30 protein-coding genes are annotated in these 25,069 nt (G+C 59.0%); 16 read left to right on the top strand and 14 right to left on the bottom strand.

All coding sequences use genetic code 11. The features are described from left to right. Positions 1-12: 12 nt before the first annotated feature. The 4 genes from GOV53_RS11445 (at position 13) to GOV53_RS11430 (ending at position 3,220) form a co-directional block, all read left to right on the top strand. The gene (locus tag GOV53_RS11445) at positions 13-888 is read left to right on the top strand and encodes a F0F1 ATP synthase subunit gamma (protein WP_170466770.1); all 876 of its coding nucleotides are present in this window, start codon (positions 13-15) and stop codon (positions 886-888) included. Positions 889-906: 18 nt separating this feature from the next. Continuing rightward, positions 907-2,331: a F0F1 ATP synthase subunit beta gene (gene atpD / locus GOV53_RS11440; RefSeq protein WP_170423135.1), complete on the top strand. Its 1,425-nt coding sequence runs from the start codon at positions 907-909 to the stop codon at positions 2,329-2,331. A gap of 12 nt (positions 2,332-2,343) precedes the next feature. After that, positions 2,344-2,754, top strand: coding sequence for a F0F1 ATP synthase subunit epsilon (locus GOV53_RS11435; RefSeq protein WP_170466767.1), 411 nt, complete (start codon positions 2,344-2,346; stop codon positions 2,752-2,754). A 115-nt stretch (positions 2,755-2,869) separates the two neighbouring features. After that, on the top strand, positions 2,870-3,220 hold the full coding sequence (locus tag GOV53_RS11430) for an H-type lectin domain-containing protein (RefSeq protein WP_170466765.1): 351 nt from the start codon (positions 2,870-2,872) through the stop codon (positions 3,218-3,220). A gap of 49 nt (positions 3,221-3,269) precedes the next feature. Here the strand turns inward: GOV53_RS11430 and rpiB are convergent, their stop codons facing one another. Both rpiB and GOV53_RS11420 read right to left on the bottom strand, forming a co-directional pair. Further along, entirely contained in the window at positions 3,270-3,719 is a 450-nt protein-coding gene (gene rpiB, locus GOV53_RS11425; protein ID WP_170466762.1) for a ribose 5-phosphate isomerase B, read from the bottom strand. Positions 3,720-3,779: 60 nt separating this feature from the next. Further along, complete coding sequence (locus GOV53_RS11420) at positions 3,780-4,799, bottom strand: ribose-phosphate pyrophosphokinase (RefSeq protein WP_170466759.1); 1,020 nt, start codon at positions 4,797-4,799, stop codon at positions 3,780-3,782. Positions 4,800-4,907: 108 nt separating this feature from the next. Here GOV53_RS11420 and GOV53_RS11415 point away from each other — a divergent pair, with 108 nt between their 5' ends. Beyond that, complete coding sequence (locus tag GOV53_RS11415; protein WP_170466757.1) at positions 4,908-5,510, top strand: 2-hydroxychromene-2-carboxylate isomerase; 603 nt, start codon at positions 4,908-4,910, stop codon at positions 5,508-5,510. After that, positions 5,507-6,319: an alpha/beta fold hydrolase gene (locus GOV53_RS11410; RefSeq protein ID WP_170466754.1), complete on the top strand. Its 813-nt coding sequence runs from the start codon at positions 5,507-5,509 to the stop codon at positions 6,317-6,319. The genes GOV53_RS11415 and GOV53_RS11410 overlap by 4 nt, the downstream gene beginning before the upstream one ends. 36 nt (positions 6,320-6,355) lie before the next feature. On the opposite strand, the gene GOV53_RS11405 is transcribed toward GOV53_RS11410, so the two are convergent. The 8 genes from GOV53_RS11405 to GOV53_RS11370 all read right to left on the bottom strand — a co-directional run bounded on the left by GOV53_RS11405 (position 6,356) and on the right by GOV53_RS11370 (position 13,806). Beyond that, positions 6,356-7,390 (bottom strand): threonine aldolase family protein, encoded by a 1,035-nt coding sequence (locus GOV53_RS11405; protein WP_170466752.1) that lies wholly within the window; start codon positions 7,388-7,390, stop codon positions 6,356-6,358. After that, positions 7,390-7,863 (bottom strand): YcgN family cysteine cluster protein, encoded by a 474-nt coding sequence (locus GOV53_RS11400; RefSeq protein WP_170466749.1) that lies wholly within the window; start codon positions 7,861-7,863, stop codon positions 7,390-7,392. Before GOV53_RS11400 ends, GOV53_RS11405 begins: the two co-directional genes overlap by 1 nt. Then, entirely contained in the window at positions 7,860-8,792 is a 933-nt protein-coding gene (locus tag GOV53_RS11395) for a bifunctional riboflavin kinase/FAD synthetase (RefSeq protein WP_170466746.1), read from the bottom strand. The genes GOV53_RS11400 and GOV53_RS11395 overlap by 4 nt, the downstream gene beginning before the upstream one ends. Positions 8,793-8,998: 206 nt before the next feature. Then, positions 8,999-9,442, bottom strand: coding sequence for a MaoC family dehydratase (locus GOV53_RS11390; RefSeq protein ID WP_170423116.1), 444 nt, complete (start codon positions 9,440-9,442; stop codon positions 8,999-9,001). A 100-nt stretch (positions 9,443-9,542) separates the two neighbouring features. Next, a complete protein-coding gene (locus tag GOV53_RS11385; protein WP_170466743.1) occupies positions 9,543-10,418 on the bottom strand; it encodes an HAD family hydrolase in 876 nt (291 codons plus the stop codon). A 107-nt stretch (positions 10,419-10,525) separates the two neighbouring features. Next, positions 10,526-11,596: a DUF389 domain-containing protein gene (locus tag GOV53_RS11380; protein WP_170466740.1), complete on the bottom strand. Its 1,071-nt coding sequence runs from the start codon at positions 11,594-11,596 to the stop codon at positions 10,526-10,528. Between the two features lie 116 nt (positions 11,597-11,712). Further along, positions 11,713-12,633, bottom strand: coding sequence for a manganese-dependent inorganic pyrophosphatase (locus tag GOV53_RS11375; protein WP_170423109.1), 921 nt, complete (start codon positions 12,631-12,633; stop codon positions 11,713-11,715). A 105-nt stretch (positions 12,634-12,738) separates the two neighbouring features. Continuing rightward, positions 12,739-13,806 (bottom strand): TraB/GumN family protein, encoded by a 1,068-nt coding sequence (locus tag GOV53_RS11370; RefSeq protein WP_254439266.1) that lies wholly within the window; start codon positions 13,804-13,806, stop codon positions 12,739-12,741. Positions 13,807-13,834: 28 nt separating this feature from the next. Between GOV53_RS11370 and GOV53_RS11365 the strand changes: the two genes are divergently transcribed. The 6 genes from GOV53_RS11365 (at position 13,835) to GOV53_RS11340 (ending at position 19,622) form a co-directional block, all read left to right on the top strand. Next, positions 13,835-14,509 carry a DUF2161 domain-containing phosphodiesterase gene (locus GOV53_RS11365; RefSeq protein WP_170466735.1) on the top strand — a complete coding sequence of 225 codons (675 nt, stop codon included), beginning with the start codon at positions 13,835-13,837 and terminating at the stop codon, positions 14,507-14,509. Positions 14,510-14,661: 152 nt separating this feature from the next. Next, complete coding sequence (groES, locus tag GOV53_RS11360; RefSeq protein ID WP_170423103.1) at positions 14,662-14,949, top strand: co-chaperone GroES; 288 nt, start codon at positions 14,662-14,664, stop codon at positions 14,947-14,949. 55 nt (positions 14,950-15,004) lie between these two features. Continuing rightward, the gene (gene groL / locus GOV53_RS11355; RefSeq protein WP_170466731.1) at positions 15,005-16,645 is read left to right on the top strand and encodes a chaperonin GroEL; all 1,641 of its coding nucleotides are present in this window, start codon (positions 15,005-15,007) and stop codon (positions 16,643-16,645) included. Positions 16,646-16,819: 174 nt separating this feature from the next. Beyond that, positions 16,820-17,662 (top strand): DMT family transporter, encoded by an 843-nt coding sequence (locus GOV53_RS11350; protein WP_170466728.1) that lies wholly within the window; start codon positions 16,820-16,822, stop codon positions 17,660-17,662. A 38-nt stretch (positions 17,663-17,700) separates the two neighbouring features. After that, the gene (locus tag GOV53_RS11345; protein ID WP_170466725.1) at positions 17,701-18,474 is read left to right on the top strand and encodes an alpha/beta fold hydrolase; all 774 of its coding nucleotides are present in this window, start codon (positions 17,701-17,703) and stop codon (positions 18,472-18,474) included. Then, positions 18,471-19,622, top strand: coding sequence for an alpha-D-ribose 1-methylphosphonate 5-triphosphate diphosphatase (locus GOV53_RS11340; RefSeq protein WP_170466722.1), 1,152 nt, complete (start codon positions 18,471-18,473; stop codon positions 19,620-19,622). The genes GOV53_RS11345 and GOV53_RS11340 overlap by 4 nt, the downstream gene beginning before the upstream one ends. Position 19,623: 1 nt before the next feature. On the opposite strand, the gene GOV53_RS11335 is transcribed toward GOV53_RS11340, so the two are convergent. The 3 genes from GOV53_RS11335 to GOV53_RS11325 all read right to left on the bottom strand — a co-directional run bounded on the left by GOV53_RS11335 (position 19,624) and on the right by GOV53_RS11325 (position 21,463). Beyond that, positions 19,624-20,691 (bottom strand): 5-(carboxyamino)imidazole ribonucleotide synthase, encoded by a 1,068-nt coding sequence (locus GOV53_RS11335; protein ID WP_170466719.1) that lies wholly within the window; start codon positions 20,689-20,691, stop codon positions 19,624-19,626. Further along, a complete protein-coding gene (gene purE / locus GOV53_RS11330) occupies positions 20,684-21,172 on the bottom strand; it encodes a 5-(carboxyamino)imidazole ribonucleotide mutase (protein WP_170423089.1) in 489 nt (162 codons plus the stop codon). Before purE ends, GOV53_RS11335 begins: the two co-directional genes overlap by 8 nt. Before the next feature lie 66 nt (positions 21,173-21,238). Then, the gene (locus GOV53_RS11325) at positions 21,239-21,463 is read right to left on the bottom strand and encodes a YdcH family protein (RefSeq protein ID WP_058275529.1); all 225 of its coding nucleotides are present in this window, start codon (positions 21,461-21,463) and stop codon (positions 21,239-21,241) included. Between the two features lie 164 nt (positions 21,464-21,627). On the opposite strand from GOV53_RS11325, the gene GOV53_RS11320 reads away from it, so the two are divergent. The 4 genes from GOV53_RS11320 to GOV53_RS11305 all read left to right on the top strand — a co-directional run bounded on the left by GOV53_RS11320 (position 21,628) and on the right by GOV53_RS11305 (position 24,119). Beyond that, a complete protein-coding gene (locus tag GOV53_RS11320; RefSeq protein WP_058275530.1) occupies positions 21,628-22,041 on the top strand; it encodes an Hsp20 family protein in 414 nt (137 codons plus the stop codon). 5 nt (positions 22,042-22,046) lie between these two features. Beyond that, entirely contained in the window at positions 22,047-22,271 is a 225-nt protein-coding gene (locus GOV53_RS11315) for a DUF1150 family protein (RefSeq protein WP_170466716.1), read from the top strand. 94 nt (positions 22,272-22,365) lie between these two features. Continuing rightward, positions 22,366-23,253, top strand: coding sequence for a PhzF family phenazine biosynthesis protein (locus GOV53_RS11310; RefSeq protein WP_170466713.1), 888 nt, complete (start codon positions 22,366-22,368; stop codon positions 23,251-23,253). Further along, positions 23,250-24,119, top strand: a complete 870-nt coding sequence (locus GOV53_RS11305) for a hypothetical protein (RefSeq protein ID WP_170466710.1) — start codon at positions 23,250-23,252, stop codon at positions 24,117-24,119. Before GOV53_RS11310 ends, GOV53_RS11305 begins: the two co-directional genes overlap by 4 nt. Here GOV53_RS11305 and GOV53_RS11300 read toward each other — a convergent pair. After that, the gene (locus GOV53_RS11300; RefSeq protein WP_170466707.1) at positions 24,116-24,973 is read right to left on the bottom strand and encodes a hypothetical protein; all 858 of its coding nucleotides are present in this window, start codon (positions 24,971-24,973) and stop codon (positions 24,116-24,118) included. The two genes, GOV53_RS11305 and GOV53_RS11300, sit on opposite strands and share 4 nt — an antisense overlap. Positions 24,974-25,069 lie beyond the last annotated feature (96 nt).

Genomic DNA, 25,069 nt, shown 5'->3' with positions numbered 1-25,069 from the left:
AGAGGCGGGCATATGCCAAATCTTAAGGATCTTAAAAACAGGATCGAGTCGGTCAAATCGACCCGCAAGATCACCAAGGCCATGCAGATGGTCGCGGCTGCAAAACTGCGCCGCGCCCAGGAATCTGCCGAAGCCTCGCGTCCCTATGCCGAGCGGTTCAATGCCGTGATGGCGGGGCTGGCGGCTTCGGTCGGGGGCAGCGACAGCGCCCCCAAGCTGCTCCGAGGTACGGGCAGTGATGATGTCCATCTGCTGGTTGTCATGACAGCTGAACGCGGCCTCTGCGGCGGCTTCAACTCGAACATCGCCAAGCTGGCCCGCCAAAAGGCGGAAGAGCTGCGCCTGAAGGGCAAGACAGTCAAGGTTTTGACTGTCGGCAAGAAGGGCCGCGACGCGCTCAAGCGTGATTTTGGCGATCTGTTCGTTGGACATATCGACCTGAGTGAGGTCAAGCGCATTGGATACAACAACGCGCAAGACATCGCCAAGGACGTCCTGTCTCGCTTTGACGCGGGTGAGTTCGACGTTGCCACGATCTTCTACTCGAAGTTCGTCAACGTTGTGACCCAGATCCCGACGGCACAGCAGGTCATCCCCGCCTCGTTCGAGGAAACCGAGGGTGACGACAGCGGTGCCATCTTCGATTACGAGCCCAGCGAAGAGGCCATTCTGGCCGACCTGCTGCCCAAGGGGGTTGCGACCGCGATCTTCTCGGCTCTGCTCGAAAACGGAGCGTCTGAACAGGGTGCACGGATGTCCGCGATGGACAACGCGACACGCAACGCGGGTGAGATGATCGACAAGCTGACGATCCAGTTCAACCGCTCGCGTCAGGCCGTGATCACCAACGAGCTGATTGAAATTATTTCCGGCGCCGAAGCGCTGTAAGAAAACCGGAGACGAAACATGGCGAATGCAAAAGGCAAAGTCACACAGATCATCGGGGCCGTCGTCGACGTGCACTTCGAAGATCAGCTGCCTGAAATTCTGAACGCGCTGGAAACCACCAACAACGGCAAGCGCCTGGTGTTGGAAGTTGCGCAGCACCTGGGTGAAAACACCGTCCGCACCATCGCGATGGACGCGACCGAAGGTCTGGTCCGCGGCGAAGCGGTAAGCGACACCGGCGCACCGATCTCGGTTCCCGTTGGTAACGCCACCCTGGGCCGCATCCTGAACGTTGTCGGCGAGCCGATCGACGAAAAGGGCGACGTTGAAGCAACCGAAACCCGCGCGATCCACCAGCCCGCACCCGAGTTCGACGAACAGTCGACCGAGTCGGAAATCCTGGTGACCGGCATCAAGGTTGTTGACCTGCTGGCCCCCTACGCCAAAGGCGGTAAGATCGGCCTGTTCGGCGGTGCCGGCGTTGGCAAAACCGTTCTGATCATGGAACTGATCAACAACATCGCAAAAGTGCACTCGGGCTTCTCGGTGTTCGCGGGTGTTGGTGAACGGACCCGTGAAGGGAACGACCTGTATCACGAGATGATCGAATCGAACGTTATTAAGCCGGACAACCTGTCGGAATCGCAGGTGGCCCTGGTTTACGGTCAGATGAACGAACCTCCGGGAGCACGTGCACGTGTTGCTCTGACCGGCCTGACCCTGGCCGAACAGTTCCGCGACCAGTCCGGTACCGACGTTCTGTTCTTCGTCGACAACATCTTCCGCTTCACGCAGGCGGGTTCCGAGGTTTCGGCTCTGCTGGGTCGTATTCCTTCGGCGGTGGGCTACCAGCCGACGCTGGCCACCGACATGGGCGCCCTGCAGGAACGCATCACCTCGACCAAGTCGGGCTCGATCACATCCGTGCAGGCGATCTACGTGCCTGCGGACGACCTTACCGACCCTGCGCCGGCAACCTCGTTTGCTCACTTGGACGCGACCACCGTTCTTAACCGTGCGATCTCGGAAAAGGGTATCTACCCGGCGGTTGACCCGCTCGACTCGACCTCGCGTCTGCTCGACCCGGCCATCGTTGGTGAAGAGCACTACAAGGTTGCGACCGACGTTCAGCAGATCCTCCAGCGCTACAAGTCGCTGCAGGACATCATCGCCATCCTCGGCATGGACGAACTGTCGGAAGAGGACAAACTGACCGTGGCCCGTGCCCGTAAGATCGAGCGCTTCCTGTCGCAGCCGTTCGACGTGGCCGAAGTCTTCACCGGTTCGCCGGGCGTTCAGGTTCCTCTGGATGTGACCATCGAGTCGTTCAAAGCGGTTGTCGCTGGCGAATACGATCACCTGCCCGAAGCGGCCTTCCTGATGGTTGGCGGCATCGAAGAAGTGATCGCCAAAGCCGAGAAGATGGCAGCAGAAGCCGCCTAAGGAGTATCCCTGATGGCAAACACGATGCAATTCGACCTCGTCAGCCCCGAGCGGAGCCTAGCTTCGCTTGCGGCCACCGCGGTCCAGATTCCCGGCGCGGACGGGGACATGACGGCAATGCCCGATCATGCCCCTACCATTACCACGCTGCGCCCGGGCGTCCTAAAGGTCGAGGCACCCGAAGGCTCCAGCGAATACCTGGTCACCGGTGGGTTTGCTCAGATCAACGGCGACAGCCTGTCGGTTCTGGCCGAAAAGGCGATCCCGGTTTCGGAAGTGACCCGTTCGCATCTGGACGAGATGATCGCCGAAGCTCGCGCCTCGCACGAGGCGGCAAAAGAAGGCGATGATCAAACCATCGTCGATGACGCCGCCAAGCTGCTGGCCGACATGGAAGCCCTTGGGACGCATATGAGCCTGTAAGGTTCTCGCAATTCCAAAGATAGAAGACGGCCCTGCCAATGCGGGGCCGTTTTTTTTAGTGATTTTAACGAGTTTCCGAGGTACGGTTTCGGAATTCATTGATAAAGACGAATGAATGAAGACGTTTAAAACCCACCCGATTGGCATTGACCAGGGCGAGACAGTATTGTTTTCCGAGTTTGCCGACGGCGGTGACATGTGGACCGGAGAAGGTCCGCGCGAGCGCCGTTCAACCATCACATTCAGCCAACCTTTCAGATCCGCGCCGGTGGTTCAGATTGGCGTGTCTTTGTGGGATGTGGATACTTCTTCTGCTTTGCGGGCCGAGGTGCGCGCAGAAGATATCACAGCGAACAGTTTCAGCGCGGTGTTTCGGACGTGGTCGGACACACGGATCGCGCGGATCCGCGTGACGTGGACCGCCATCGGCGAAGTCGCGCATGAGGATGACTGGGACATCTCATAAAAAAGGGCCCCGATCGGGGCCCTGTCGTTTGACTGGGGTTAACGACGTTTCAGCCGTCTTGCCCCTCAATCATGTCCACACGGGTCGCATGGCGGCCGCCTTCGAACTCGGCACCCAAAAACGCGTCGACAATATCCAGCGCCTGACCTTCACCCACAACACGCGCGCCGATGGACAGCATGTTGGCGTTGTTGTGTTCGCGGATCATGCGGGCCGAGAATGCGTCGGAACACACGCCGCAGCGGATGCCGGGAACCTTGTTCGCGGCCATCATGATGCCCTGACCTGTGCCGCACAGGATGATCCCCATCTGGCAATCGCCCGAAGCGACGGCCTGTGCGGCGGCTTTCCCATGGATTGGGTAATGCGTGCTCTCGGGCGTTTTGGGGCCGATATCCACGACCTCCCAACCTTTGGCGGCGATATGGTTAGCGACCGCCTGACGCAGCTCAATGGCTGCGTGGTCACTGGAGAGAACTATACGTTTTGAGGCTGTCACGGGAACATCCTGTGTTGTTGTGTTGACGAAAAAGGACGGCTTAAGGGCCGCCCAGCTCGGTCAGTCCATATGGTACATCGACTCGTAGATCGGTGTCAGAGTCTTGTCCTCAAACAGCGAGGAGACGCTCGTGCCGTTCCAGATGTTCAGGATTGCCTGCGTGAAGATCGGCGCGGTTGGCACGATGCGGATATTCTTGGCTTTGGCAACTTCCAGTGTCGGCTGGATCGTGTCCGTCAGGACCAGCGATTTCATCACCGAATTGGTCACTCGTTCAACGGCAGGGCCGCTCATGACGCCGTGAGTGATGTACGAGTGGACCTCTTTCGCACCATTGTCCAGCAGCACCTGCGCCGCTTTGCAGAGCGTACCAGCGGTGTCGCACATGTCGTCCACGATCAGGCAGATCTTGTCTTTGACGTCGCCGATTACGGTCATCTCAGCCACTTCACCGGCCTTCTCGCGACGCTTGTCGACGATCGATAGCGGCGCTTCGATCCGTTTGGCCAACTCACGCGCGCGGGCCACGCCGCCGACGTCGGGCGAGACCACCATGATTTCATCCAGGCAGTCCTGGAACTGGTGCTTCACATCCAGAGCGAAGATCGGCGAGGCATACAAGTTGTCCACCGGAATATCGAAAAAGCCCTGAATCTGCGCCGCATGCAGATCCATGGTCAGAACCCGCTCGATCCCAGCGCCGGTTAACATATTGGCCACCAGCTTCGCAGAGATGGGCGTACGGGCTTTGGTGCGGCGATCCTGACGTGCGTAGCCGAAGTAAGGTATCACGGCTGTAATCCGTTGAGCCGATGAACGGCGCAGCGCATCCGCGATGATCAGCAGCTCCATCAAGTTATCGTTGGCCGGGTTCGAGGTCGGCTGGACAATGAACATGTCCTCACCGCGCACATTCTCGAATACCTCGACAAAGATTTCGCCGTCGTTGAAGCGTTCGACACGCGCATCGACCAGGTTCTGATCAACGCCGCGATACAGGCTCATGCGTCGCGAGATGGATTCGGCAAGAGGAAGGTTAGCGTTCCCAGCGATTAGCTTGGGTTCGTTGAGTGTCGGCATCGGCTGAGGTCCCCGGGCAGCAATGGCAAATGTGACAGATTCGTGATGTTGACACCGCTTAGCATGGCCTTACCGTCCAGCAAAGATAACCAAGCGGAGAAAGTGCACATGGCCCAGATTGACTACTATTTTGCGACACTCTCGCCCTATACCTATCTGGCAGGCATGCGGCTGGAAGAGGTTGCGGCGAAGCACGGCGCGACGATCAATTATAAACCGCTGGATATCGTTGCCCTGTTCGGCCGCACCGGGGGCACACCCCCCAAGGATCGTCATATCTCTCGCATCGAATACCGGGCGCAGGAGTTGCAGCGGCAGTCGAAGAAGTTGGGCATGGAATTCAACTTGCAACCTGCGCATTGGCCGACCAACGCGGCACCGTCCTCTTATGCGATCATCGCAGCGATCAAGGACGGATCGGGGGATGTCGGCAAGCTGGCGCATTCCTTTGTGCGGGCGTGTTGGGCCGAGGAAAAAGACATCGCCCAAGATGATGTGATCCGGGATTGTCTGACCCAATCGGGGTTTGATCCGGGGTTGGCTGATAGTGGATTGCTGGTAGGTGCCGAGACCTATGCCGCCAATCTAGAAGAAGCGGTCGATCGTGGGGTTTTTGGCGCACCGTTCTACATCACTGAGGACGGCCAGCGGTTCTGGGGACAGGACCGGCTAGAGGATCTGGACCAGCATCTGGCGGACATGAAAGGGTGAGGGATACCACCCTGGAAGATAGCGTATTCGTAAGAACTTTGGGGCAGGGTGGGCGCAAAGTGCTGGCCCTGCACTGCACCATTGCGCATTCCGGGGCGTGGTCGGCGCTGGCTTCTGTGCTGGATGGCGAAGCGACGTTGAGAGCCCCCGACATGCCGTCCCACGGGCGCAGCCCGAATTGGGACGGGCGTGGCGATCTGTTCGACCTCGTGACCAAGCTAACTGCCGCACAATTGACCGAGCCGATGGACCTGATCGGGCATTCCTTTGGAGGGATGATCGCTTTGCGCTTAGCTGTCGAGTTCCCTCAGCTCGTTCGCAGCGCGGCGCTGATTGAGCCCGTTTTCTTTGCCATTGCCGCTCAGGATACGCCCGAGCTTGTGCGGAGGCATCACGATGAGGCCAAACCTGTATCCGACGCATTCGCGTCAGGGGACATGGAAAAAGCCGCCCGGTTATTCAACCGGATGTGGGGTGCTCAGGATGGCCCCCGCTGGCCCGACTTGCCTGAACGAACTCGCGCAGGCATGGTTCGGGGAATTCACGTAGTTCCAGCGGTTGACGACGCGTTGTTCAAAGATACCAAAGGGATATTGAACACGGGCGTTCTGGGCCGAGCAACCATGCCGGTACTGATCCTCAGCGGGTCTGAGTCGCATCCCATCATGCCCGCGATTGGTTATGGCCTTGCCCGAAGGTTGCCCCATGCCGAAACGGGTGTGGTTTCGGGCGCAGGGCATATGCTGCCGATCACGCATCCGCAACAGACGGCGGCTGTAATTCAATCTTTTTGGGGCAGGTCTTCCTGAAGCGCGAGCTGGAAAGGCTCGCGCCCGGTAATTGGCTCACAGCAGAGTCAAAAACCGGTCTATGTCATCTCGACCAATCGACCAGTCGCATACCAATCGACACGCCAGCGCTTCGTCGTCATCCGAACCGTCCAGCTCTGCGCCCCAAAGGTGGTAGATCGCGCCCGCCTCGTTCAGCTGCTTGTGCCGAGCGCGGGAAAACTGTGCAAAGATCATGTTGGCCTGCGGTTCATGCAGAAAGGTCGCGCCTTTGGCACGCAAACCATCGGCCAGATAAGCACAGCTGTCATTCGCTTGCCGGGCCATTTGCAGCCACAGGTCGTCTTGCAGATAGGCGGCCATCTGAGCGGACAGGTATCGATGCTTGGAAAACAAATGCGCACCGCGCTTGCGGCGCAACTCAAACTCCCAGGCTTTGGCTTCGTCAAAGAAAACGACCGCCTCAACGCCCATCAGCCCATTCTTGGTCCCGCCAAAGCTGACCGCGTCCACACCCGCTTTCCACGTCATTTCAGCTGGGGAACAGTTCAGTGCAACCAGAGCGTTGGTGAACCGTGCACCGTCCAGATGCACGGGCAACCCGTATTCCTTCGCGACGCCGCACAAGTCCTGCAATTCGGATAGAGAGTAAACCGATCCGCGCTCGGTCACCTGCGTGATTGATACCGGCCCACGCTGAGGTCCGTGAACGCCGCGCGTCTCTTCGGCCAAAATTGCGCCGCGCAGCGCCTCGGGGGTCATTTTGTCCCCGCCCGGGACCAAGGTCAGCTTGGCACCAGTGTAGAATTCGGGCGCATTGCACTCGTCTTCGTGGATATGCGCAACCGGTGAACAGAACACCGTCTCCCATGGGTTTGACAGCGTTGCCAGAGCCAGCGAGTTCGCAGCCGTCCCTGTGGCCACCAGATAAACCGCCGCGCCCGGAGCCTCGAAGATGCCGCGAATGCGATCCCGAACTTCGTTCATCAAGCTGTCAGCGCCATAGGCCATCTGATAGCCTTGGTTGGCCTCGTTCAGCGCGGCCATGACCTGTGGATGAACGGGGCCGGAATTGTCAGAGGCGAAATACATCAGCTTGGCTCCTCGATGATATAGTCTTCCCATTCTTCCATGGGGGTTTCGAACTCAGACACCGTGCGCCCCTGAACCGAGATACCAGCCGCGTGCACGCTGTCCGGTGTACCTGATATCAACGGGTGCCAGTCGTAAAGTGGCTTCCCTTCCCACAGCAGCCGGTAGGCGCAGGTTTGCGGCAACCAATAAGCGTGATCGTCGATGTTGTCGGGCTTCATCACGATACATTCCGGCACGAACTGATGGCGGATGTCATATTGCGTGCAGCGGCAGGTTTCATCGTCCAGCAAACGGCAGGCGACGCAGGTCAGAGCGACCTCGCCGGTGTCCTCGTCCTCAAGCTTGTTCAGACAGCATTTGCCGCAGCCGTCGCACAGTGCTTCCCACTCGCGCTGATTCATTTTGGTCAGCGGTTTGCGTTCCCAGAACCGTGGGGACAGGCCGCCGCGATCGATCGGGTCGGCGGTCATAGCGCAGCCAGCAGTGCGCGGGCCTTGTCGCAATCCGTGTCCATCTGAGCAATCAGGCCGTCCAGCCCATCGAATGTCATCTCGGGCCGCAGGTAGTCGACCAAACCGACCGACAATGTCGAGCCATAAAGATCACCCGAAAAATCGAACAAGAAGGTTTCGATATTCGGGATTTCACCGTTGAACATAGGCCGCACACCGACCGAGGCTGCGCCGTGATAACTGCCCTGATGCGGCCCGTCCAACACGTCCACAAGTACCGCATAGACGCCGAATTTCGGCGGATGCAACCCTTCGATAGACATATTGGCGGTTGGAAAACCCAGCTCTCGACCGCGTTGTTCTCCGCCGATCACCTCACCTTCGATCCGGTGCCAGTGGCCCAGCATGGCGGCGGCATCGCGGGGGCGGCCATCGGTCAGAGCCTTGCGGATCGCAGTCGATGAGACGACGTCATCGGACCGCTCCATCAAAGGCGCGATGGTGACGCCAAAACCCATCTCTTTGCCAAACCGGATCATATCATCGGCAGTACCGCTGCGCCCTTTGCCGAAACAGAAATCTGCGCCGACCACGACATGCGACAGGCCGAGACCGTCACAAATGACATTGCGCGCAAACTCTTCGGGGCTCAGGCCTGCGAGGGATGCGTTGAAGGGCAGCTCGTACAACTTTTCGACGCCGAGTTTTTCCAGCCGGTGCGCGCGCGCGGTGTCTCGCATCAGACGAAAGGGTGGGGCGGCCGGGGCGAAGTATTCCCGTGGATGCGGCTCGAACGTCAACACACCCAGCGGTGCATCCGGAGCAACGCTGCGCGCCAGTTCGATGACCGACTGATGCCCGACGTGAATGCCATCAAAGTTCCCGATGGCCACACTGGCACCGCGGTCTTCTGGCTCGACAAACTGGAAATCCCGGATGATCTGCATGCAGCTTGCCTAGCGGGACTGAAGGCCGGGTTCAAGCACCTGATTGCTGTGGGAGTGTTACCTTGCCTCGCTTTGACGTTCAGGGGCCAACTGAACGCTTCCTTCGCTGGCCGTGAGGCGAATGCGCGTAGGCGGCGCATCGAGTTTCCGAGCAACAAAAAAAGGCGCCGTGATTGGCGCCCTTGGGGATTTCTCTGGAAGAGAGCTCAGTCGAACTTGCGGGACGGGGCAAGGACCATCGCCTCACCCACCAGTACTTTCTTGTTGTCGACCGAGCAATGGCAGTCCAGCTTGACCCGCCGCTTGGCAAAGTCGATGTCGATCACTTTGACCTCGGCATAGACCATGTCGCCGGGGCGCACAGGGGCCAGAAACTTCAGCGACTGCCCCATGTAAACTGTTCCGTGGCCAGGCAGTTGCTCGCCAATAACGGCCGAGATCAGACCTGCGGTCAGCATCCCGTGGGCAATGCGCCCTTCGAAAATCGTGTCGCGGGCATAATCGTCGTCCAGATGAACCGGATTCCGATCCGTTGAAACCTGCGCGAACATCTCGATGTCTTCGTCCGTCACCACTTTGCGCAGGTGGCGGGTCATGCCCATTTCGATGTCTTCAATACAGATCGTGCCGCGTGGAAGGTTATCCAACATATCGCCCTCACTCGATTTCAGCGGGCAACAAAAAAACGCAAGCTGCCCTCGTTTGGCAACTTTATTACTTCGCAACTGCAGAAAATCAAGTCTTTTCTGACTATCTCAACCGGCCAATCGTGTATGTCGGATTGATATTTTCCCTTGCAATATAATCGCTTAGGGATTCTTCGTGCGGATGGTGCTCAGTTTTTGTTTCCGCAGCAGCCAAGCCACCCGAGATAAACAGAGAATCAATGCCTTCTCCCATGCCGCCCAGAATGTCGGTGTGAGGGCCGTCGCCGATCACCAGAATGTCCCCATCGGGGATGTCGTGGCCCAGTTCCTGCAGTCTGCGGCGGGCCAGATCATAGATCGGCGGGTGGGGTTTTCCGAAGTACAGGCTCTCTCCGCCCATCTCGGTGTACAGCTTGGCCAACGCGCCTGCGCACCACTCGCGCACTTCGCCCCGGTCCACGACGATGTCGGGGTTGGCGCAGAGCAGCTTCATTCCTTTTTGCTTGGCATACAGGAAATCGGGGCGGTTCACCGCAGGGTCCGCCATCGGGTCGAATGGCCCGCAGCATACAATGCCTTCGGCCTCGTCCAGAGGAACGCGCTCGATGTGGATCGGGTGGTGAAGCAGTTTCAGAGGTTCAAAGAACCCTGCATCGCGTTCCCACTCTCCCATGAAATAGACCTTGTGGCCGACGGCTCCGCGGAACATCGCGGATCGTGCCGAGTCTCCGCTCGTGGCGATGGTGTCATAGGCGTCCGCAGGAACATTGAACTGCCCCAACTGTTCGGCCACACCTGCCCGCGGTTTCGGAGAGTTCGTGACCAACACGACGACCCCGCCTTGCGCGCGATAGGCTTTCAACGCGGCGACGGCCTCGGGGTAGGCGGTGATGCCGTTATGAACGCAACCCCACAGGTCGACGAACAGCGCCTTGTAGCGGCCTGAAATCTCGGAAAGCGCATGGATGATCTGGGTCATGGGGGCCTCGGGATCTGAAGTCAGAGTTGCCACAGCTATGGCAAAGCTTTTGCCTGTTGGCCATCCCGCAATCTGTTTCGCGGGCCAACAAAGGCAGCACTTGGGCGCTATTCGTTGATTTCCTCGACATCCGGCGCTTGCTGCACGTTCTCGGTGCCCAGAATGACTTGGGCGCCGATCCTATTCTGGAACCTAACAATAACCTTATAGCCCGGGCCTAGCTCATCCCTCAGCACATCGACCAATGGCGTCTCCCGCAGGGTTTCCGGAAGCAGGCCGGCAATAGAGGACACCTTGAATGCCGCTTCGATCGGAAGGTCCACGATCAGCCAGATATCGGCGTGTTTGCGTTTGGCATTCACGTCCACCCGGATCACCTCGACGGACACCGGATCCGCCCAGTCCCGGATCGTCTGCGCCAGTTGCGCTTCGGTTCGGGTTTCCAGATATCGGTTGTAGGTGGATTTGCCGAGTTGCAGGACAACAAAGGCCAGAAACGCGAGCGTCACCACCACGCTTGCGGTGAAATTCAGTTTACGACGACCTTTGCTGAAAGCTACGGCCCGCGCCGCGTACACGATGTATACCGCGCATGCAGACAGGATGATCGCGCCAAGGTTGGTGGCGAACAGCAATCCGGCCTCATAGGCCTCGGCCGGTTCGCCGAAATACAACAACACACCAGAGGCAGACAGGGGCGGTACCAACGAAACACCGATAGCAGCTCCGGGCAGCAGGCTGGCCTCGGATCGGTTGATCTGAACATAGGCTCCGGCCACTCCGGCGGCCAGGGCGACGATCAGGTCTTCGGTGCCGGGGTCCGTTCGGGCCAGAACCTGATCGGGGATCAGGATGCCGCGTGGCACGTCCGCGACATAGACCAGAAACCATGCGAGAAAGACGCTGACCACCGCAGCGCCACAGACGATCAGGGCCAGCTTGAAGGCCCGGCCAAGCCATCCCATGACCATCGATGCGGCCACGCCCAGGATTGGGGTCATCAAAGGGGCGACCAGCATCGCAGCGATGACCACCGCACCAGAGTTCCGCAGCATACCCATCGTCGCAATCACGACGGATAACGTCAGCAGCATCGCAAACCGTCGCCAATAGGCGGCCTTGTCCGTTCCTTCAAATCTGAGAATATCGCGTGTGGTGCTGAACTTGCGGGAACTCATAAATGTTGTCTGACCCTGATTGGCTTTTGCAATCAGACTAGCAACAGATGCGAATTGCGCAAAACAATGAAAAAGGCGCCCGGATAGGCGCCTTTCGTTTTGAATATCTGGACAGATCAGACTTTGAGGTTCGGGATGATCTGCTTCTTGCGGCTCATGATACCGGGAAGGACCACGGCGTCGCCATCAACGCTTGCGCCAAAGCTCTTTTCGGCCACGCCTTTGACCAGATCATTCGGGACCAGAAGAGTGGCTTCTTCGTTCAGGATGTCGACGACGAACAACAGGACCTGATCAACGCCGTCTTCCTTGGCCACGTCGACCATCGAGTCTGCAAGGCTGGCCTTGCGGTCCAGCACGACGCCGGGGGCGGTGGTTTCCAGAACCGACACGCGGAACTTGGTGCCGTCCACTTCGTACTCTTTGCTGTCCATACGGATCAGTTCCGCATCCGAGAACGAGGACACGTCCGATTTCGCCGCAAACATATCGGCAGCGTAAGCCGAAACGTCCAGACCCAGATCCGCTGCCAGTTTCTCGGCGACGGCGCGGTCATGCGCGGTGGTGGTGGGCGAGCGGAATTCCAGCGTATCGGACAGGATGCAGGTCAGCGCCGCGCCTTTGATGGCTTCTGGCATTTTGGCGGCATCGTCGCCAATCAGGTCCATCATGATGGTCGCGGTGCAGGCCAGAGGGCGAACGGTGATGTCGATCGGGCCTTTGGTTTCCAGACCGCCGACCAGCTTGTGGTGGTCGATGATGGCGCGGATGTCGGCGCTGTTGATGCTGGCGGGCAGCTCTGCAGGGTTGTTGGTATCGACGATGACGACAGGGGCGTCCGCGTCGACATCTTCGATGATGCGCGGCTTGGGCAGGTCCCAGCGTTGCAGCAGGAACGCCGCTTCTGTGTTGGGTTCGCCCAGCAAAACGGGCTCGGCCTGTTCGCCTTTGATTTCGTTCAGGTACCACGACCACAGGATCGGCGAGCCTGTAGAGTCGGTGTCGGGAGATTTGTGGCCAAATACGAGCGTTGTCATGTCAGCGTCCTGAGGATGATCATTTCGCGCGCCTTATAGGGCGGTGCGCAAGGGTTGTCACCCGGCAGTATGTACGCTGCGACGGTTGGTCTGAATTTGCAGGGATCAGAACGGGGCGCGCGACAGGGCGTAACCGGCTTGTTGCAGAAGGTTCAGCAAGCCGTGGTCACCCCCCAGATGCCCGGCACCGACCGCGATCACAGCGGTCTGGTCTTGAATGCCCAGGATATGCTGCATCCAGTTGGCGTTCCGCTCGACCAGCAATTGCTGGTCGAAACTGTCCCATTCCGCGTCGAATTCCTCGGGCGTCAACCCTGACTCTTCCAGCCCCTGAATGCGGGCCAGTTGAATGATTTCGACATGCTTTTCTTCCAGATAGGCATTCGCCATCGTCGCCAATTGATCCTCGCTGCCGCCCAAAGCACCGGCCATCCGCACGAGGGATTGCACCTGCTTTTCGATCGGGTGGCTATCGAACATGGCCATCAGGTCGGTAATCTGTTCCAGCGAGTATTGCGGGATGTTCAAATCGGCGGCCAGATTGTTCAGGCGGGCGTCCATGCCATGGCTGGCATCCGGATCGTGCATCATGCATGCGGGGATGCCCAGCATCATACTTAGGAACCAGGGGCGCATCTGGGCCGCCATCCAAGCAGGAATGCCGCGTTCCGACAGCCCTCCTGACAAGGCGGACCAATCATCCTCGGACATCAGGTCGATCAGGCTGGGACCCGAGGTGATCATGATCGGGCTCATGTCATTGGCCAGATCCTTCTCGAACGCGTCCATTTCGTCCTGTGTGACTTCAAAATAAAACGCGTCCGCTTGTTCCAGTGTTGGCATCAACCGCGCGACCACAGCATCCATTCGCGGATCATTGGCATGCAGCGTTCCGATCAGGTGCAGGACAGTGTCGCCTTTGGTTGCGATCCAGTGGTTGCCTTCGGGAAAGGGAATGTCGGCAACCGTCTTTTGCAGTTCTGCCTGCACCTCGGCACTGAGGTTCGGCCGCAGGTCTTGCCCCTCGCAAGCGGCGTGCAGGGTTGCGGGCAGAAACAGGAAAATCAGCAAGGCAAACAGGCGCATCAGGTCCATCCCGAAAACTTCTACTTCGGTGCGACATTGCCTTGGCGTAGCGGCGTGATCAAGACGGGCGCAGGTGATGTCTGGCATTCGCGGCAATTTTGCATAGCATGGCGCAATGGAGCGTGAGCAGGATCTCTACCCCCCGATCAAGGCGCTGTTAGAGCGTCAGGGTTATACCGTCAAAGGCGAGGTTGGCGCGGCCGATATTGTCGCCGTGCGCGAGGGGGGTGACCCCGTGATTGTCGAGTTGAAGCTGAGGTTTTCATTGGCTTTGTTCCATCAGGCGATCACTCGGCTGAAGGTGACCGATCAGGTTTACATCGGCGTATGCAAGCCCAAGGGGAAAACGGCCCGGCGGGCGCTCAAGGACAATCTGGCGCTATGCCGCAGGCTGGGGATTGGGTTGATCACCGTGCGGGCCGACGGCGCGGTTGAGGTGCAATGCGACCCCGGACCTTACGCGCCGCGCAAGAACAAGGTAAAAGCTGCGCGCCTGTTGCGCGAATTCGATCGGTTGGAAGGTGACCCCAACGCGGGCGGCGCAACGCGGCATGGGATCGTGACGGCCTACCGTCAGGATGCCCTTCGGTGCGCGGCACATCTGGCCGAAAACGGAGAGACCAAGGGTGCCGAGGTCGCGCATGCGACCGGCGTATCCGCAGCCACGCGGTTGATGCGGGAAAATCACTACGGTTGGTTCGAAAAGGTCGAAAAGGGCATCTATGCTCTGACCGAAGCAGGGCGGGAAGGCCTGAAACATTGGGCCTACAGTTGGGATCAGCCAGACTGAGCCAATTTGCCAAAAAATCCATCACAGCTTGTTGACTCGGGGTTTGAGACCTCCTAGCTATGCGTCGTTATCACTCTCAATACCAGAGTGCTAACACCTCGCCGACTGGCGAGGGGAGGATTAATAAACTTTGAGCCCAAGGAGCTGCAAAGATGGCATTGAAACCGCTTCATGACCGTGTGCTGGTTCGTCGCGTTGAAAGCGAAGAGAAAACCGCAGGCGGCCTGATCATTCCCGACAGCGCAAAAGAAAAGCCCAGCGAAGGCGAAGTCGTTGCAACCGGCGAAGGCGCACGCAAGGACAGCGGCGAGCTGATCGCAATGGCTGTAAAAGCTGGCGACAAGATCCTGTTCGGCAAATGGTCGGGCACCGAGGTTCAGGTCGACGGCGAAGAGCTGCTGATGATGAAAGAAAGCGACATCATGGGGATCATCGAGTAAGCGAACCCGCTTTCTCTGATCTTCATCACAATACATTTTCTCAAGGAGAAACGACATGGCTGCAAAGGACGTCAAGTTCGACACCGATGCCCGTAACCGCATGCTGGCAGGCGTAAACATCCTGGCCGATGCTGTTAAAGTGACCCTAGGCCCCAAAGGCCGTAACGTGGTTCTGGACAAATCCTTCGGCGCACCACGCATCACCAAAGACGGTGTCTCGGTTGCCAAGGAAATCGAACTGGAAGACAAGTTCGAAAACATGGGCGCGCAGATGGTGAAAGAAGTCGCCAGCCGCACCAATGACGAAGCCGGTGACGGCACCACCACTGCAACCGTTCTGGCTCAAGCCATCGTTCGCGAAGGTCTGAAGCAGGTTGCAGCTGGCCTGAACCCGATGGACCTGAAGCGTGGCATCGACCTGGCAACTGCCAAGGTTGTTGAAGGCATCAAAGACGCCTCGCGCGAAGTCAAAGACTCGGCCGAAGTTGCTCAGGTTGGCACCATTTCGGCCAACGGCGAAGCCGAAATCGGCCAGCAGATCGCAGACGCGATGCAGAAGGTTGGCAACGAAGGCGTCATCACCGTCGAAGAAAACAAAGGTCTGGAAACCGAGACCGATGTTGTCGAAGGTATGCAGTTCGACCGTGGCTACCTGTCGCCTTACTTCGTCACCAACGCAGACAAGATGATCGCAGAGCTCGACGATTGCATGATCCTGTTGCACGAAAAGAAACTGTCCTCGCTGCAGCCGATGGTTCCGCTGCTCGAGCAGGTGATCCAGTCGCAAAAGCCGCTGCTGATCATTGCTGAGGACGTTGAAGGCGAAGCGCTGGCAACTCTGGTTGTCAACAAACTGCGCGGCGGCCTGAAAATTGCTGCTGTCAAAGCACCGGGCTTCGGCGATCGCCGCAAAGCCATGCTGCAGGACATCGCAATCCTGACCGGCGGTCAGGTTATCAGCGAAGATCTCGGCATGAAGCTCGAGTCCGTCACCATGGACATGCTGGGCACCGCCAAGAAAATCGAAATCACCAAAGACGAAACCACCATTGTCGACGGTGCTGGCGAGAAAGCCGAGATCGAAGCACGTGTTGCTCAGATCCGCACTCAGATCGAAGAAACCTCGTCGGACTACGACCGTGAGAAGCTGCAAGAGCGCGTTGCCAAACTGGCAGGCGGTGTTGCTGTTATCCGCGTCGGTGGCATGACCGAAGTTGAAGTGAAAGAGCGTAAGGACCGTGTGGACGATGCTCTGAACGCAACTCGCGCTGCTGTTCAGGAAGGCGTTGTTGTAGGCGGCGGTGTTGCTCTGGTTCAGGCCGGCAAAGCACTGGAAACGCTGGAAGGCGCAAACGCTGACCAGAACGCAGGCATCAACATCGTTCGCAAAGCAATCGAAGCGCCGCTGCGCCAGATCGCTGAGAACGCAGGTGTTGACGGTGCGGTTGTTGCGGGCAAAGTCCGTGAGTCGTCCGACGCAGCCTTCGGCTTCAACGCGCAAACCGAAGAATATGGCGACATGTTCTCGTTCGGCGTGATCGACCCGGCCAAAGTTGTCCGTACCGCTCTGGAAGATGCGGCATCGGTTGCTGGCCTGCTGGTCACCACCGAAGCAATGGTTGCTGACAAGCCGCAGAAAGACGCACCTGCTGCAGGCGGCATGCCCGACATGGGCGGCATGGGCGGCATGATGTAAGCACGTCGAATTCTGACGGCCCCGACAGGCGCTTGGCCTTCAGGCCAGGCTGCCGAAAGGGAAAGCCCAAATCAATTCAGTGGGGTCGCCATCCGGCGGTCCCATTTTTTGTGTTTCACGCTTCGCGCATGAATGTGAGTGTCCAATGCACTCTGAAACGGCTATGCGTTTGATATGAAACTGTTCCTGCTCACTGCTTTGACCATGTGTGCCTTTGCGGCCAATTCGATACTGAATCGTATGGCGATTGACAGCGGTGCCAGCGACCCGACCGCTTTCGCCGTGGTGCGGGTACTGGCAGGGGCTGTGGTTCTGGCGTGTCTGGTTCTGCTGCGGGCAGGATCTCTGCCATTGCTCAACCGTCGCAGGGTCGCTGGCGCGGGGTCCTTGTCGCTGTATATGATTGGCTTTTCACTGGCGTATCTGTCGCTGGACGCAGGGCTTGGGGCGCTGATCCTGTTCGGCGTGGTGCAGATCACCATGTTCGCGGTGACTTCAACAACGGGCATAACGCCAACCTTGCGCCAGATCGCCGGAGCTGCAATCGCGTTGCTGGGGCTGGCCTATGTATTGTGGCCGACCGGGACGGTTCAGGTCGATACGGCGGGGGCGGCGTTGATGGTGGCGGCTGGGGTCGGTTGGGCGATCTATTCGCTGGTCGGGAAATCCGAACCGGATGCCCTGTCAGGCACAGCGGCCAATTTTGTCGTGGCCCTGCCGGTGACCGCTCTGGCCTTGGTCGCGACCGGTGGAGCCTGGCACATGACGGCGAACGGCTACCTGTTGGCTGCGCTGTCAGGTGGTGTGACATCCGGAATGGGATATGCGCTGTGGTATCGGGTGTTGCGGCAACTGGCCCCGACCACAGCGGCGGTCGTTCAATTGAGTGTTCCGATCATCGCTATTGTCGGCGGGGTCATCCTTTTGGGTGAGGTCGCCAGCCTGCGTTTGGTCGTGGGCGCTGTGTTGGTTCTGGGCGGGATTGCGCTGGCCGTTTTGCACGTGACCTCGCGCTAGGGGTTTATTCGTACGATCTTTGGCCTTATCTGGCGGCTATGCGGTATCTTCTTGCCCTCTTTCTGTTACTGGTCCCGGCCATCGCGCATGCCAAATGCGTGCTGCTGCTGCATGGTCTGGCGCGGACCGAGGCATCGTTTACCGTGATGGAGCAATTGTTTAAGGCGCATGGATATTCGGTCGTGCGCCCCGGTTATCCGTCGACTGACCTGCCGATCCCGGAACTGGCCGCGCAAACCTTGCCCGATGCTTTTGCGCAATGTGGCGAAGACGGTGTCAACGTCGTGGCGCATTCGATGGGAGGTATCCTGTTGCGCTACTGGTTGCAGGACAACAGCCCTGAAAACCTGGGCCGCGTCGTGATGCTGGGGCCACCCAATCAGGGCAGCCAGTTGGTGGATGAGTTGGGCGCTTATGAGGTTTTCGGTATGCTGCACGGCCCCGCCGGATTGGCGCTGGGAACCGGACCAGAAGGTATTCCCCGAAAACTGCCGCCTGTGGATTTCGAATTAGGAGTGATCGCGGGTGAGAACTCGTTGAACCCATTGTTTTCATCGATGATCGACGGGCCGGATGACGGCAAGGTTTCGGTCGAGACTACCAGGGTCGAGGGGATGAACGACCATATCGTCCTGCCGGTGACCCACACGTTCATGATGAACAACCCGCGTGTCATGGCGCAGGCGTTGCATTTCATAGAATTCGGGCAATTCGATCCGCAGATCACTTGGCTGGACGGCGTGATGGACGTCATTGATGAGATTTGCATTGGGCAGGATTGCTCGGAACCCGCTTCGGAGCGTTCTGAATGACTTCACTAACCATGACGCTGACCGGCGCAGAGGTTCTGCTGCCGGAGCAAGGCCTGACGCGCGTAAACCTGTCCGTTGGTTACGGCGTCGTTCAGGCGGACCCCTCCGGTCGTACCATCGATCTGTCGGGATATTTGGTCCTGCCGGGGATCATCGACCTGCACGGGGACGGGTTCGAACGTCATATCGCGCCGCGACGCGGGGCGATGAAGCAAATGGACGAAGGCATCCTGTCGGTCGAAGCTGAACTGGCCGCCAACGGTATCACGACCGCTGTTCTGGCCCAGTTCCTCAGCTGGGAAGGCGGCGTACGCGGCCCGGAATTCGCGGGGCAGGTGTTCGGCGCGATTGCTTCGGTCAAAGATCGGGTTTTAACGGATCTGCTGCCGCAACTGCGGTTCGAAACCCATATGCTGGATGAGTATGCTGATCTGCCTAAACGGATTGCCGAATGGCAGGTGCCCTATGTGGTGTTCAATGACCACTTGCCGCATGATCGGTTGGCCGAGGGGCGCAAGCCGCCGCGTTTGACGGGCCAAGCGCTCAAGGCCGGGCGGAACCCGGACAAGCACTTTGAGATGTTGCTCTCCATGCATGCCCGCCGGAATGAGGTGCCGGCTGCTTTGGACACGCTCTGCGCAACATTGGCCAAGCAGGGCGTACGAATGGGCAGCCATGACGATGCGACGGCCCAAACGCGTTCTGATTGGCGTGCGCGCGGAGCGCGTATCGCGGAGTTTCCCGAAACGCTTGAGGCGGCCGAGGCTGCCCTCAGTGCCGGGGATCACGTTATTCTTGGCTCACCCAACGTGGTGCGCGGCGGGTCGCACAAGGGTAATGTCAGTGCGCTGGACCTGATTGCGATGGGTCTGTGTGATGCCCTGGCATCGGACTATCACTATCCCAGCCCGCGCCGCGCCGCGCTGATGCTGGCCAAGTCGGGCCTGCTGGATCTGGCCGGGGCATGGGCATTGGTTTCCTCGGGCCCGGCGCGTGTGCTTGGGCTTTCTGATCGGGGGGATTTGTCGGTTGGGAAACGCGCTGACATCGTCATTCTCGAAGCTGAATCAATGCGCGTCGCCGCCACGCTTGCAAGCGGGCGGGTCAGCTTTATGTCGGGCGATATCGCCGCGCGGTTCGTAGGTTGACTTAGCGCGAGATGCGGTTGAAATGGCCCATCTTGCGACCTGCCTTGACCTCGGCCTTGCCATAGAGATGTAGGGCCACGTCGCGTTCCCGGGCCAGGTCCGGCACCCGGCTCATATCGTCGCCGATCAGGTTCTCCATAACGACATCCGAATGCCGCTGCCCGTCGCCGAGCGGCCACCCGGCCACGGCGCGGATGTGTTGTTCAAACTGATCCACGGCGCAGCCGTTCTGTGTCCAATGGCCCGAGTTGTGCACACGCGGCGCGATCTCGTTCACGATCAAACCTTGCGGGGTGACGAACAGTTCCACCCCCATAACGCCGACATAGTCCAGCGCGTTAAGGATGTTTGCGGCCAGCAGAACCGCATCGGTGCGCTGCGCTGGGGCAAGGCGGGCAGGGACTGTGGTGGTGTGCAGGATGCCATCGCGGTGCACGTTCTCACCGGGGTCGAAACAGGCCACCTGACCATCCACTCCACGGGCCGCGATGACCGAAACCTCGTGGCTGAAATCTACGAACCCTTCGAGGATCGCAGGCGCACCGGCCATATCGGACAGGGCGGCCTCGGCATCCTCGGGGCTGCGCAGGCGGGCTTGCCCCTTGCCGTCATAGCCGAAACGTCGGGTTTTCAGAATGGCGGGCGTGCCGATCTGATCGATCGCAGCCTTCAGGCTGTCCAGATCGGTAATGTCCTCAAACGGTGCGGTCTTCAGGCCAAGCCCCTGCAAAAACGTCTTTTCAGTCAAACGGTCCTGACTGACGCGCAGCGCCTCGCGGCCCGGGCGAATGGGGCGATGAGCCTCGAGCAGATCCAGCGCCTCGGTCGGGATGTTTTCAAACTCATAGGTGATGACATCGACCGATTGGGCAAATGCCTTCAGCGCATCGGCGTCATCGTAGGCCGCCGTCGTCACCCGATCTGCCACTTGCCCGGCCGGAGGGTTCGCACCGGGTTCATAGATATGCGTGACAAAGCCAAGACGCGCCGCCGCAACCGACAGCATCCGGCCCAGTTGGCCGCCACCCAGAATTCCAATCGTAGCGCCGGGCTTCAGTGCTTCACTCATCGACAGGCTCCTCAGGGATTGAGGCCGACAAAGCAGCGCGCCAAGCGTCCAATCGCTCGGCCAGTGCCGCGTCCTGTAGCGCTAGGATACCAGCCGCCATCAGACCTGCATTGGCACCACCGGCGGCACCAATCGCCATCGTTGCGACAGGGAAGCCCTTGGGCATCTGTACGATGGAGTAGAGCGAGTCGACACCGGACAGGGCCCGTGTCTGAACCGGAACGCCGATCACTGGCACGCGTGTTTTGGATGCCATCATTCCCGGCAGATGCGCGGCTCCGCCTGCGCCCGCGATAATCACATCCAGGCCACGCTCAACAGCGGTTTTGCCATAGTCCCAAAGGCGATCCGGGGTACGGTGGGCGGACACGATGCGTTTTTCATAAGCAACGCCCAGTTCATCCAGAATATCCGCAGCTTCCTTCATCGTGGGCCAGTCCGACTGGCTGCCCATGATGATCCCCACTTTCACATCGCTCATCCGCTTAATGCCCCTGCCTGCTGAGAGAGCGCGCACTATAGCCAAATCCGACTTCGAGGCAATGCGTCAGGCGATGATGTCCGGGGTCAGGCGGTCTTCGATCAGACGAATGATGTCCTTGAGCCGCAATTTCTGTTTTTTCAAACGCTTGATTGTCAGCTGATCCGAGGTGCCGGTGGCCTGAAGCGCCTCGATCGCTTCGTCCAGGTCGCGGTGTTGGCGGCGGAACACCTCAAGCTCGACCCGAAGAACTTCGTCTGTTTTCATCGAAATGTCAGTGGGCGCGTTCATGGGCGACTCGGTCGTTGCTGTGGTGCTTACCACACAAGATAGTGTGTCAGGCTTTATCCCGCCAGACCTTGTGGACATCCCTGCATATTCCCATATTCTATCATACGCGGTTGCCAGAACGGGGCCGCACCACACGTCGCTTTGGCAATAAAGGACGAAAATACGTGTCAAAACTTACTCTTGGCTCATACCCGCATCTTTTGGGGTTCGAGCAATTGGAACGCCTTCTGGAACGGTCTGCAAAGGCTGGCAACGAAGGGTACCCGCCCTATAACATCGAACAGACCTCGGATTTTTCCTATCGCATCACTCTGGCCGTGGCCGGTTTTGCGGAAGAGGACCTGTCGATTACCATCGAGGATCGTCAACTGGTGATCCGGGGCCGTCAACGCGACGACAGCGAGGGGCGCATCTTTCTGCACCGTGGCATCGCGGCGCGTCAGTTCCAGCGCATGTTTGTGCTGGCTGATGGTGTCGAGGTGGGCGAGGCGATTATGGAAAACGGTCTGCTGCATGTGGATCTGACCCGCGCCGTGCCGGAAACCGTGGTTCAGACAATCAATATACGGAAGGGGTAGGAGCAATGAATACACCGATTGAGATTAACACTGAAGGCGATCGTATTGTTTACGTGAAGGCTGTCGACGTTGCTGATCTGCCGCGCGAAGTGCGCGAACAGGCTGGCGATCTGGATCAGCTTTATGCGGTGCACGACTCGGATGGGCAGCAATTGGCGCTGGTTGCCGATCGCAAGCTGGCCTTTGTCTTGGCGCGCGAACACGATTTCTCGCCGGTGGCCGTTCACTGAAACGGCCCCGCTGCGCGTGATTTTCGCGTGACATCCGCCGCCCCACGGGTGAGATATGCGACCCAACACGTGTCGCAGAGCAGGGGCATCAAGAATGAGCTGGTTTGATTTTGACTGGGTGGACGCGTTCACCGGCCGCGCATTTGGCGGAAATGGCTGCGCCGTGGTCCACGGTGGAGCCGCGTTGTCCGAAGACGTCTGTATGGCCTATGTGCGCGAGACGTCACTGGTCGAATGCACCTTTACCGGTCCGTCAGAGGTCGCCGATGTTCGGGTTCGGTACTTCCTGGCCAGCCGTGAGATTCCCTTTGCCGGACATCCCACCATCGCAACGGTCGCAGCCATGCGGTCGCGGGGGCTGTTTCAGGGCGATGCGCTGACGCTTGAAACCGGGGCCGGGATTGTGCCGATCCAGCTCAACGGGGATGAGATCGAGATGACGCAGGTTGCCCCGCAGTTTGGTTTAATGGTGCCCGCTGATCTGGTCGCCAGCACCATCGGCCTTCCAGCAAGCGCGATCATTTCCGCTCCGCAATTCGTTTCGACGGGGCTGCCGTTCTGCATCACCGTTCTGCGCGATCACGACGCGCTGCGGGCGGCCAAGCTGAACGAAGGTCCGCTGCGCGAGGTCGCTGCAAAAGCAGGCTATTCCGGGTCAGACATGGCCGAACCGTTCCTTGTGACCCTGGAAGGCGCAACAAGTGCAGGTGATACGTTCTCGCGCCTGCTGATGCTGCCGCCCAGCCCGCCCGAAGACCCGTTCACCGGATCCGCGACAGGAGCCATGGCAGCCTATCTTTGGAAATATGGGCTCATGCCCAAAGACAGCTTTGTTGCCGAGCAGGGCCACAACATGGGGCGTCCAGGCTGGGCGACCGTGACCCGCGTAGGACCGGCGGATGCGATGGCAGGTATCAAAGTGGCGGGGCAGGGCTATGTGCTGATGCGCGGCCAGGTCGATCTGCCTGGGCCTGCGTCATGACGGAACCCGCGATTGCAATTCTGCCTTATGGACATCGCTTGGGACCAAAACTGTCCTCGGTCCCGTTGTCCGAGCTAATCTGGCCAGAGGGCTGCCCGGATCGGCTGTTAGGGAAGACCCTGGGCGATCTGGACCGTACGGACCACCTGATCATGTACCCCAATTCGACCGTCCATCTGCGCCTGCGCCGGGGTACCCGTGCGCAGATATCTCTGATGATGGGCGAACCCTCGGCTATTCACGCCAAGCATGATCGGATGTTGCGCTATACTTGGCGGCGGTTCTTTCGGGTTCTGACGTTTCACGACGTTCTATTGCAGAATATCCCGAACGCGGTGTTTCTGCCCTATGGCGTGACGATGGTGCCGGATTGGCGCGATCTTGACGTTCAAAAAACAGAGTCCTGTTCGCTGATCGCTTCGGCAAAACGCGACCTCGAGGGGCACCAGCTGCGCCATTCGGTGATTGACTGGGTGCGCGAAACGGGGGCCGACGTTGATATCATGGGGCGTGGCTACACGCCGTTTGACCGAAAATCCGACGGGTTGGCCCCGTATCGCTACTCCGTTGTGATCGAGAATGTGCGCGAGCGGAACTATTTTTCGGAAAAGCTGACGGACGCGATCCTGTGTTCGACGGTCCCGATCTATTGGGGGTGTCCGAATATCGGCGATTTCATGGATACATCCGGCATGATCCTGTGCGAGACCGAGGCTGATATTCAGCAGGCGATTACCAAGCTTTCCCCGGAAGACTATGCCCACCGCCTGCCACATCTGCAGGCTGCGCAAAAGCAGGCGGCTGAGTTTGGCGACTTTGAGGGGCGCGCCGTGCGCACCCTGCGGGAACAGATTAACGCGGCCTAGTTTGCCGAAGGCTGTGGTTCCAGCCAGCCCACCGGCAAGATCGGATTGGCCGACGGATCAATCCCGTGCCGGTCGCATATCCTGTGCAGGTACGAACCCATGACCGGCAGTCCCGCCGTGTTACTGGCCAACTGCTTTTTCTGATGCCCGTAAACGTGGACCGAATGGACGCCATCGCGCTCGATTTCACCGATGGAAACCTGAGGGGCATGCAGCATCCACAACTGCTCTTTCGCGAGGGGGTAGAAAACGTCGGGTGCCATCGCATGGCTGTCCTCGCCGGTCTGTCGCAGAAAGTACTCGAATGCCTTGGGCCCTGAGCTGCCCCAGGGCAGGGTTTCAATCCCCCAGGATTCCCCATTTCTGATACGCCTTCGGTTATGGCGAAACAGCCGACCGCCACGCCATGGCTGGGTCGGGTTGGCTGAGGTCACAAATGCGAGCCAAAGAGCCAGCGTTTCCGACGCTTCGGGCAGGCGCAGCACACCGTTTGGATAGTTCCCAGAAGGCAAGCGTCCAAAAACATACGGTGCGGAAAAGTCGAAAGGTTTCACGCAGTACGCATCCAGATCAACCCAAATGAACGGCGTTTCCTGCATCAACCGCAGCCGGAATACATCGGAAAACACCGCGACCCCTAACCGGTCATCGGGGCGAAGTTCGAAGGGCGGCGGCCACAATATATCCCCTGCTGATCGCACCTCGGCTCTGGTGGGGACATTTTGTATGTCTTGTGCAGTGTACAGCACGAAGCTGTGGCCGTTATCCAGATAGGACTGAATGCACAACGCCTCGAGCCAGCTCAGGTCCGATCCGAACCAGAAACTGGCAATTGTGGGCAGGGTGCGGGTCATGGGCCGTTTCGTTTTTTGATCAGGTCCTGCATTTGCACCTAGGCCTTGTGCCATTGTCAATCAGTCACAAAAAAGCGGCCATAGTGGGCCGCTTTG

It is taken from the genome of Ruegeria arenilitoris, from assembly GCF_013035315.1.
GTDB lineage: Bacteria > Pseudomonadota > Alphaproteobacteria > Rhodobacterales > Rhodobacteraceae > Ruegeria > Ruegeria arenilitoris_D.
This window is presented reverse-complemented; position numbering and strand designations above follow the sequence as displayed.